Genomic DNA, 7,915 nt, shown 5'->3' on the forward strand with positions numbered 1-7,915 from the left:
ATGAGAGTGAAATGTACCATTGCTTATGACGGGCATTTATTTAACGGATATCAGGTTCAGCCTGGAAAACGGACCGTTCAAAGTGAATTGGAAAAAGCGCTGGCCGTCATCCATAAAACGGACGGCAGAGTGCCTGTGTACTCATCCGGCCGCACGGACAGCGATGTTCATGCTGCCGGACAGGTCATTCATTTTGATACGCCGCTGTCCATCCCGGCTGAGAAATGGCCGTTTGCGCTCAATGCCCTGCTGCCTGATGATATTGCCGTCAAAACAGCAGAGATTGCGGATGATGGGTTCCATGCACGATTTAGCGCGGTCCAAAAGGAATATCGCTACTTTGTATATACGGAGAAACACCCGGACGTATTTAAACGACATTACGCTTACCATTTTGCATATCAGCTTAATGTGCAGAAAATGAGGGAAGCTTCAAGGCACCTCGTCGGGACACATGATTTCACAAGCTTTTGCGCGGCTGATACCGCGGTTCAGGATAAAGTCAGAACGATTTACGAGCTGGATTGGACTGAGACCGGAGACGGCCTGCAGATGCGGATCACCGGAAACGGTTTTCTCTATAATATGGTCAGAATCATTGCCGGAACGTTATTGGATACAGGAGCTGGAAAATTTTCTCCCGATGATGTAAAAGCAATGCTCGAAGCGAAGGATCGTGAAGCCGCGGGGCGCACCGCACCGGGGCACGGGCTGTATTTATGGAGCGTTTGCTATGACAACTAAACCAGGTGTAACATTTTCTTGACAGAGTCTGCATAAAGTTATAAGATATCATATGGTATGTATTTCAACCCCACGATAAGCCCCGGAACTTATTGTGTTGTGAAATAGAACGTAATCGAAGATTATTGAAAATGACAGATCATTTAGGAGGGAAATTCAATGCGTACAACACCTATGGCTAACGCAAGTACTATTGAACGCAAGTGGTTAGTTGTTGATGCAGCAGGCAAGACTTTAGGACGTCTTTCTACAGAAGTTGCATCTATCCTTCGCGGGAAACACAAACCGACTTACACACCGCACGTTGATACTGGAGATCATGTGATCATCATCAACGCTGAAAAAATCGAGTTAACTGGTAAAAAGTTAACTGACAAAATCTACTACCGTCACACTCAACATCCAGGCGGATTAAAATCAAGAACTGCTCTTGAAATGCGTACAAACTACCCTGAGAAAATGCTTGAGCTTGCTATCAAAGGCATGCTTCCAAAAGGTTCTCTAGGTCGTCAAATGTTCAAGAAATTGAACGTATACCGTGGTTCTGAGCATCCACATGAAGCACAAAAACCTGAAGTTTACGAACTTCGCGGTTAATTAAAAAGGAGGTTACCAATTTGGCACAGGTTCAATATTACGGTACTGGCCGTCGTAAAAGTTCTGTAGCGCGTGTGCGCTTAGTTCCAGGTGAAGGTCGTATCGTCGTTAATAATCGTGAAATCAGCGAGCACATTCCATCTCCAGCTCTAATCGAAGATATCAAACAACCATTAACTTTAACTGAAACAGCTGGTACTTATGATGTTTTAGTAAACGTACATGGAGGCGGCTTATCTGGTCAAGCTGGAGCAATCCGTCATGGTATCGCTCGTGCTTTGCTTGAAGCAGATCCAGAATACCGTGCAACACTTAAACGTGCTGGTCTTCTGACTCGTGACGCTCGTATGAAAGAACGTAAAAAATACGGTCTTAAAGGCGCTCGTCGTGCACCTCAGTTCTCAAAACGTTAATCGTTTTGGATGGCAAAAACCACAACTTCTTGGTTGTGGTTTTTTTGTATTTTTTTCTCATATTCAAGAGGTTATCCGATGTTTTTCTAGAATTGTTTGTTATACTCTATTCATTACCAATAAGGAGCGCAGTTATAATGAATAAGTTAGTCATACATAACAGCAAGGCATGGGATAAAAAAGTCGAAACAGGCAATGAATGGACGGTTGCGGTTGATTCTCATACGATTGGTGAAGCGAAAAAAGGCAATTGGAGCATCAGAATGACCCCCGGAAAAGATGTGCCGGCGGATTGGTTTCCGCCCATAGACGGTCTGAAGGTTCTTTGTCTCGCTTCAGGAGGAGGACAGCAAGGGCCGGTCCTTGCTGCTGCAGGAGCGGACGTGACCATCTTTGACAATTCGGAAAAACAGCTTGCGCAAGACAGAATGGTTGCCGAGCGGGACGATCTTACGCTTCGGACTGTAAAAGGCAGCATGAATGATCTGAGCTGTTTTGATGATGAGTCATTTGATTTTATCGTGCACCCGGTATCGAATTGCTTTGTTGATACGGTTCTTCCGGTATGGAAAGAAGCTCATCGCGTATTGAAAAAAGGCGGGTCTTTAGTCTCCGGTTTTGTAAATCCCGTCGTGTTCTTATTTGATATGGATTTAGAGCAGGAAGGCGTACTAAAAGTAAAGTATTCCATTCCGTTTTCGGATGAAAAAGATCTGAGTAAGAAAAAGGTAAAGGAACTTATTGATAATCATGAAGCGCTTGAATTCGGCCATACGCTGGAGGATCAAATTAAAGGTCAGATTGACGCAGGCTTCATGGTTGCCGGTTTTTACGAGGACAAAGGCGGCCTCGTGCTGGATGAATACATTAATACATACTCCGTAACAAGAAGCATTAAAATATAAAAACGGCATCCCGTCAGAGGTGCTGTTTTTTTGCGGCTTTTTCCTGCGGACGGCTGATCACATTAGCCGAAACCGGTTCTATTCCAATGTCTCTGGCCCAAACCGACAGTTGTCCCATATGGTGAATCTCATGCGCAAGGATGTGGCGGAGAATATCTTCTTTAGGAAAGGTTTGGTCCATCCAGTCCGGCTTAACAAGATCCGGTCCTTTGAGGGAGACCGCATGAATGACATCCTCCCGATACTGTTCAGACAGCTTTCTGAGATCCTGAATGCTTGTATAGTCAGACTCAGCAGGTAAAACATCATCTTTACCTAAAATGGCACGAGCCCAGCTGATCTCGACATCAATGATATGAAATAAAGTCCGCAAGATGCTCTCCATTCCGCCCGTCCGGGTTTTCGTCAGTTCCTCCCGGCTCAGCTTTTCACATATCATAAACCACTCGTCACGCACCGTCCAATTGTATTGAAACAGCTTTTTCATCACGTCACCTCAGCTCTTTCTTCTTCCAGTTAACATAAAACTCCTTCATTTGGGAGGATTTCCACTATCAACAAAGCATGCTTTTTCCCTTTTCCTTTCAAAATAACAGTAAAAAGGAGCGTGGCTGGCAATGGCAGAAGTATTATCTTTTTCAGACGTGAAACGGCAGAAGGATTTTGAGCTTGAGAAGAGTTTACTAAAGGAGCTGTCACTGACGCAGATCATTCAGTCCGTAAAAGCATGTCTTACCCCTTTGTTTCCCTTTCTTCAAGACGAAAACGGCATTCTGAGTGAAGGATGCATAGATTTTGCAATTGAAGCGTATTTATTAGGCGGCCGGTTCGGCGTCTTTGGCTATTATGGTGAGTCCTTGCAGAGGGCAAACGCCCGTTCGGCTGAAGAAGAGGAAGAACTGACGGTCGATTTTTTTGAATATCTTTGCAATTGGACGCATGAGCAATATTCTTCCGTTGAACAAAAAGAAATCTATGAAGCGTCCTGCCGGTTTATCAACAGCTGGTGGACGGAAGGATTTCTGCAAAGAGAAAAACAATGTAAGCTCCGCATGAGGTAATCATAATTTCTTCCCTTGTCCCATACTTATTAATAACGGGGACAAGCGGGAGGGAAAGGTATGACAAAAAAGCTGAAATGGCTCGGTTTTTTACTTGGCTTTATCATATTATTGTGTTTATTCCGGTTTCAATTCCATAATGATGATTCCTGGCGGCCGTGGAGTCTGCCGCTGAGCGGGAAAATCATCTATCTCGATCCGGGACACGGCGGGCCGGACGGAGGCGCCACGGGAGGCAGTCACCTTGAAAAGGACATTACTCTCGAAGTGGCCTCCAGGGTCAGAGACTATTTGCAGGAGCAGGGAGCTTTGGTCATTATGACGCGGGAGACGGATACTGATTTAGCTCCTGAAGGGACGAAAGGCTACAGCAGACGCAAAGCGGAAGATCTGAGAAAGCGCGTGGAAATCATCAACCGTTCAGAGGCGGAGCTTTATATCAGCATTCATCTGAACGCCATACCGTCACCGAGATGGAGCGGCGCCCAAAGCTTCTACTATGGAAAATACGAAGAAAATGAAAAAGTGGCAAAATATATACAGGACGAATTGAGAATCAATTTGGAGAATACAACGAGAAAGGCGAAACGGATACACGGCATTTACTTAATGCAGAATGTAACCAAACCGGGCGCGCTGGTGGAGATCGGATTTCTGTCCAATCCCGCGGAAGCGAAAAGGCTCGGCCAGCCCAAATATCAGGACAAAATCGCTTCTTCCGTGTATAAGGGCGTATTGAGATACTTCACAGAGAAAGGAGACCCTCCCGAGTAAGGAGGGTTTTTCGCCGATTCTATGTTTAATATATGGTATAATACCATTTGTAAACGAATACACAAAGGGTGAGGGTTCGATGATAAGAGAAGATGAAGTAAGAAATATAGTCGGAAACATGCGCGAACCTTTTCTTCATAGACCGCTGGGAGAATTGGATGCCATTAAAGAAGTAAAGATCAAGCCGGAAAAACGGCATGTCAGTGTGAAAATTGCATTGGCAAAAACGGGGACGGCTGAACAGATGGGTATTCAGCAGGAAATCGTATCCGTTCTGAAAGAAGCGGGTGCGGAAACTGTGGGACTGCGGTTTGAAGAGCTGCCGGAAGAAACATTGGCGAAATTCAGCCGGCCGGCTGCTGAAAGCGAAACCCTGCTGAATAGGAAACATCCGCCGGTCTTTCTTGCGGTGGCAAGCGGAAAAGGCGGTGTCGGCAAATCAACGGTTTCCGTCAACCTGGCCATTTCTCTTGCGCGGCTCGGAAAAAAAGTCGGCTTGATCGATGCGGATATATACGGATTCAGCGTGCCGGACATGATGGGTATTACAGTTCGCCCGACAGTAGAAGGAGAAAAACTGCTTCCTGTCGAAAGATTTGGAGTAAAGGTTATGTCGATGGGCTTTTTCGTCGAAGAAAACGCTCCGGTTGTGTGGAGAGGGCCGATGCTGGGCAAGATGCTGAATAACTTCTTCCATGAAGTTGACTGGGGAGAGGTTGACTATATCGTTCTTGATCTGCCGCCCGGCACTGGTGATGTGGCGCTCGATGTACACACGATGCTTCCGAGCTGCAAAGAGATTATCGTATCAACGCCGCACCCTACAGCCGCATTTGTAGCGGCGAGAGCGGGTTCTATGGCGATTAAGACCGATCATGAAGTTGTAGGGGTCATTGAAAATATGGCTTACTATGAAAGTGCAAAAACCGGCGAGAGAGAATATGTGTTCGGTCAAGGCGGGGGAGATAAGCTTGCAGAGGAATTGCAAGTGCCGCTGCTTGGCAGAATTCCTTTAAAACAGCCTGATTGGGACAAGGATCAGTTTGCGCCTTCTGTCTATGACAGAAGTCATCCGATCGGGGAAATTTATATGGGGATCGCCCAGAAAGTCATTGAAAAAACAGCTGAATAAAAAAGGGGCCGGGATCAACACGGCCCGGCCTTTTATTGGCTTTCTTTTTCAGAGCTTGAAGCTGCTTTTTTCAATTCATCCTCGAATTGCTTTTTGAAAAGCGGGCTGGAAAGTGTCTCTGTAATTACATCTTCTAAGTAACTGCGGAACTTTTGGCTTTTCACCAGCTCATAGTATTTTTTATCCATGCCGGGGTCCTGCATGATCTGCATAAAACTTTTCTGATAATCAGGGTCTTTCATCAGTTTTTTTATGATTTTTTCATGCTCGGGCTGAAGAGTTTTTGCAAAGCTCTCGGCGAATTTTGAGTCTTCAAAAATGGTTTTCCAGAACTCCGCCCCTTTTTTAGAGGTGAGGGTTTTCTCTATTGTGCCTTTAATGGCATTTTGATCAATCACCAATGCCTCATTCATCGCATCATCATTTAATATTTCCTTAATTGCCTTTTTTCCATCATCGGTCTTTAATATATCAACAACCATTTTTTTAGTCTGGTCATAATCCATATCCGCTGCTTGGTCTTTTGGAGCACAAGCTGTTACAGATAATAAAACAAAACAGCTTATCAATAGCGTTTTGGCTTTTGACATGCATAAGCTCCTTCCTTACTTGTACTTATTTTTAATATGATTCATCGGAATGGATTTATACATAACAAAATATCGCTGAACGCGATTGTCAGGGGGATGAATAAGAGATGAAAAGCCGCGGGCTTGTTCGATTTTTCTTTTCGATTTTAGCTGTGGGCGCTCTTATTACAAGCGTCGTGGGATTTGCTCTGAAGTGGGGGGAGTACAAGGGGTTCTTTCTGAATTTTGAGGCCGGTCAGATTTTCTCTGTTCTGATCTGGTTTATCGGGGTGGGCATGATTTTCAGTGTGATCAGCCAGATGGGATTCTTCGTTTTTCTGACGGTGCACCGGTTTGCCCTTGAAATTCTCAGATCAAGCTCGCTTTGGAATCTGCTTCAGCTGTTTATCATTCTGTTTGTCGCTTTTGATTTAATGTACGTCAGATTTTTGTTTTTCGGAGAGCGGGATGACTCGATTGCGGGGTTTGTCTGGCTGCCGCTGGCTCTGCTTGCCGTCGGCCTGTTGACGGCGTATATAAAACAAAAGCAGTCCTCAAAAAATACGTTCGTTTCATCATTATTTTTAATGGTCGTTATTACAGCGCTTGAATGGGTTCCTGCGCTACGAGTGAATAATGAGGACTGGCTTTATTTGATGCTGATTCCGCTGATGGGCTGCAATGCGTTTCAGCTGTTAATGCTGCCGAAGTTTGCCCAGAGGTAATTATTTCACTTCTGATGACTTGACGTCAGTATTTGCGATCAGGTCGCCGACGGTCACGTTTTTCAGTCCTTTTTGCTTTAAATTGTGAATGATGGCGGGGAGCGCTTCTTCAGTCTGTGTTGCTGAATCAGATGCGTGCAGCAGGACAATGTCGCCGCCTTTTATATGACTGTTTACATTTTCAATGATTTTATCAGGGCCGGGATTTGTCCAATCCTGCGAGTTAACACTGTAATGAACCACTGAATAGTGGTACTGCTGTGCAATGGTAAGAACCTTTTTATTAAATTGTCCGGTCGGCGGGCGGAGTAAATGAACATTCTTCACACCCAGCTTTTTAAATGCGGTCTGGGCCCGGAGGATATCTTTTTTTATTTCATTGTCCTCTAGGTTGGTATAATTCTTATACGCATATCCCATGCTGCCGATTTGATGTCCGTCTTTTACCATACGTTCAACTGTGTCCGGGTGCCGTTCCGCCCAAGAAGCTGATAGAAAAAAAGTAGCGTTTTTAATACCGTTTGCTTTTAGCGCGTTCAGAATCGGAACCGCCTTTTCATCGCCCCAGCTGATATCGAATGTTAATGCGACTTCCCCCGCTCTCGTCTCCCCTTTTGAAATAGCCTTTGGGCCGCTATCAGTTAAAAATACAGGAAGGGGGACGGCTCTCTGTATATAAAAAAAGCTGGCTGCTGCAAATGCGGCAATGATAATAATAAGCAGCTGTTTTATCCTTCTGATGTGCCACACGTAGAAGTGATTCACTGATGACGCCTCCTTATCTTGTCCATGCTTGATTACATCGTATGCCGCGGCGGAGATGAATATAACGAAATACGTTTTAAAAAAAACGAAAAAAACACTTGCTAAATTCAACGAATGCGTGGTATATTATTAAACGTCGCTGATGAACAGCAGACAACAACAAAAAGCTTCGGAAACAACGTAAAAAAAGTTGTTGACATAAAAGAAGCTGAGTGGTAAGATAATAAAGC

General features: G+C 44.8%; 11 protein-coding genes. 8 read left to right on the plus strand and 3 right to left on the minus strand.

Annotated elements, in window-relative coordinates:
- From truA to BGM27_RS19100, 4 genes are all read left to right on the plus strand, one after another.
- The gene (gene truA, locus BGM27_RS19085; protein ID WP_007410413.1) at nt 1-744 is read left to right on the plus strand and encodes a tRNA pseudouridine(38-40) synthase TruA; all 744 of its coding nucleotides are present in this window, start codon (nt 1-3) and stop codon (nt 742-744) included.
- 159 nt (nt 745-903) lie between these two features.
- Nucleotides 904-1,341, plus strand: a complete 438-nt coding sequence (rplM, locus tag BGM27_RS19090; protein WP_003225844.1) for a 50S ribosomal protein L13 — start codon at nt 904-906, stop codon at nt 1,339-1,341.
- 20 nt (nt 1,342-1,361) lie between these two features.
- Nucleotides 1,362-1,754: a 30S ribosomal protein S9 gene (gene rpsI, locus BGM27_RS19095; protein ID WP_003225846.1), complete on the plus strand. Its 393-nt coding sequence runs from the start codon at nt 1,362-1,364 to the stop codon at nt 1,752-1,754.
- A 137-nt stretch (nt 1,755-1,891) separates the two neighbouring features.
- Complete coding sequence (locus tag BGM27_RS19100) at nt 1,892-2,659, plus strand: class I SAM-dependent methyltransferase (protein ID WP_007410414.1); 768 nt, start codon at nt 1,892-1,894, stop codon at nt 2,657-2,659.
- Nucleotides 2,660-2,672: 13 nt separating this feature from the next.
- Here BGM27_RS19100 and BGM27_RS19105 read toward each other — a convergent pair whose 3' ends face one another.
- Nucleotides 2,673-3,146: a DinB family protein gene (locus tag BGM27_RS19105; RefSeq protein WP_007410415.1), complete on the minus strand. Its 474-nt coding sequence runs from the start codon at nt 3,144-3,146 to the stop codon at nt 2,673-2,675.
- A gap of 130 nt (nt 3,147-3,276) precedes the next feature.
- Between BGM27_RS19105 and BGM27_RS19110 the strand changes: the two genes are divergently transcribed.
- The 3 genes from BGM27_RS19110 (at nt 3,277) to BGM27_RS19120 (ending at nt 5,626) form a co-directional block, all read left to right on the plus strand.
- Complete coding sequence (locus BGM27_RS19110) at nt 3,277-3,720, plus strand: DUF2521 family protein (protein WP_007410416.1); 444 nt, start codon at nt 3,277-3,279, stop codon at nt 3,718-3,720.
- A gap of 60 nt (nt 3,721-3,780) precedes the next feature.
- Nucleotides 3,781-4,494: an N-acetylmuramoyl-L-alanine amidase CwlD gene (gene cwlD, locus BGM27_RS19115; RefSeq protein ID WP_007410417.1), complete on the plus strand. Its 714-nt coding sequence runs from the start codon at nt 3,781-3,783 to the stop codon at nt 4,492-4,494.
- A 79-nt stretch (nt 4,495-4,573) separates the two neighbouring features.
- Nucleotides 4,574-5,626 (plus strand): Mrp/NBP35 family ATP-binding protein, encoded by a 1,053-nt coding sequence (locus BGM27_RS19120; RefSeq protein WP_007410418.1) that lies wholly within the window; start codon nt 4,574-4,576, stop codon nt 5,624-5,626.
- A gap of 32 nt (nt 5,627-5,658) precedes the next feature.
- On the opposite strand, the gene gerD is transcribed toward BGM27_RS19120, so the two are convergent.
- Complete coding sequence (gerD, locus tag BGM27_RS19125; RefSeq protein ID WP_007410419.1) at nt 5,659-6,216, minus strand: spore germination lipoprotein GerD; 558 nt, start codon at nt 6,214-6,216, stop codon at nt 5,659-5,661.
- Between the two features lie 107 nt (nt 6,217-6,323).
- On the opposite strand from gerD, the gene kbaA reads away from it, so the two are divergent.
- Entirely contained in the window at nt 6,324-6,920 is a 597-nt protein-coding gene (gene kbaA, locus BGM27_RS19130) for a KinB-signaling pathway activation protein (RefSeq protein ID WP_007410420.1), read from the plus strand.
- Here kbaA and pdaB read toward each other — a convergent pair whose 3' ends face one another.
- Nucleotides 6,921-7,685, minus strand: coding sequence for a polysaccharide deacetylase family sporulation protein PdaB (pdaB, locus tag BGM27_RS19135; protein WP_007410421.1), 765 nt, complete (start codon nt 7,683-7,685; stop codon nt 6,921-6,923). It lies immediately after the preceding gene.
- Nucleotides 7,686-7,915: the final 230 nt, after the last annotated feature.

It is taken from the genome of Bacillus sp. FJAT-27001 (assembly GCF_019039175.1).
In the GTDB taxonomy this organism is placed as follows: Bacteria; Bacillota; Bacilli; order Bacillales; family Bacillaceae; genus Bacillus; species Bacillus velezensis.

Bases quoted from the DNA above. Each gene is read 5' to 3' on its own strand.
- BGM27_RS19100 (WP_007410414.1), top strand. From the start codon at position 1,892: ATGAATAAGTTAGTCATACATAACAGCAAGGCATGGGATAAAAAAGTC.
- BGM27_RS19120 (WP_007410418.1), top strand. From the start codon at position 4,574: ATGATAAGAGAAGATGAAGTAAGAAATATAGTCGGAAACATGCGCGAA.
- rplM (WP_003225844.1), top strand. From the start codon at position 904: ATGCGTACAACACCTATGGCTAACGCAAGTACTATTGAACGCAAGTGG.
- truA (WP_007410413.1), top strand. From the start codon at position 1: ATGAGAGTGAAATGTACCATTGCTTATGACGGGCATTTATTTAACGGA.
- gerD (WP_007410419.1), bottom strand. From the start codon at position 6,216: ATGTCAAAAGCCAAAACGCTATTGATAAGCTGTTTTGTTTTATTATCT.
- BGM27_RS19110 (WP_007410416.1), top strand. From the start codon at position 3,277: ATGGCAGAAGTATTATCTTTTTCAGACGTGAAACGGCAGAAGGATTTT.
- kbaA (WP_007410420.1), top strand. From the start codon at position 6,324: ATGAAAAGCCGCGGGCTTGTTCGATTTTTCTTTTCGATTTTAGCTGTG.
- BGM27_RS19105 (WP_007410415.1), bottom strand. From the start codon at position 3,146: ATGAAAAAGCTGTTTCAATACAATTGGACGGTGCGTGACGAGTGGTTT.
- cwlD (WP_007410417.1), top strand. From the start codon at position 3,781: ATGACAAAAAAGCTGAAATGGCTCGGTTTTTTACTTGGCTTTATCATA.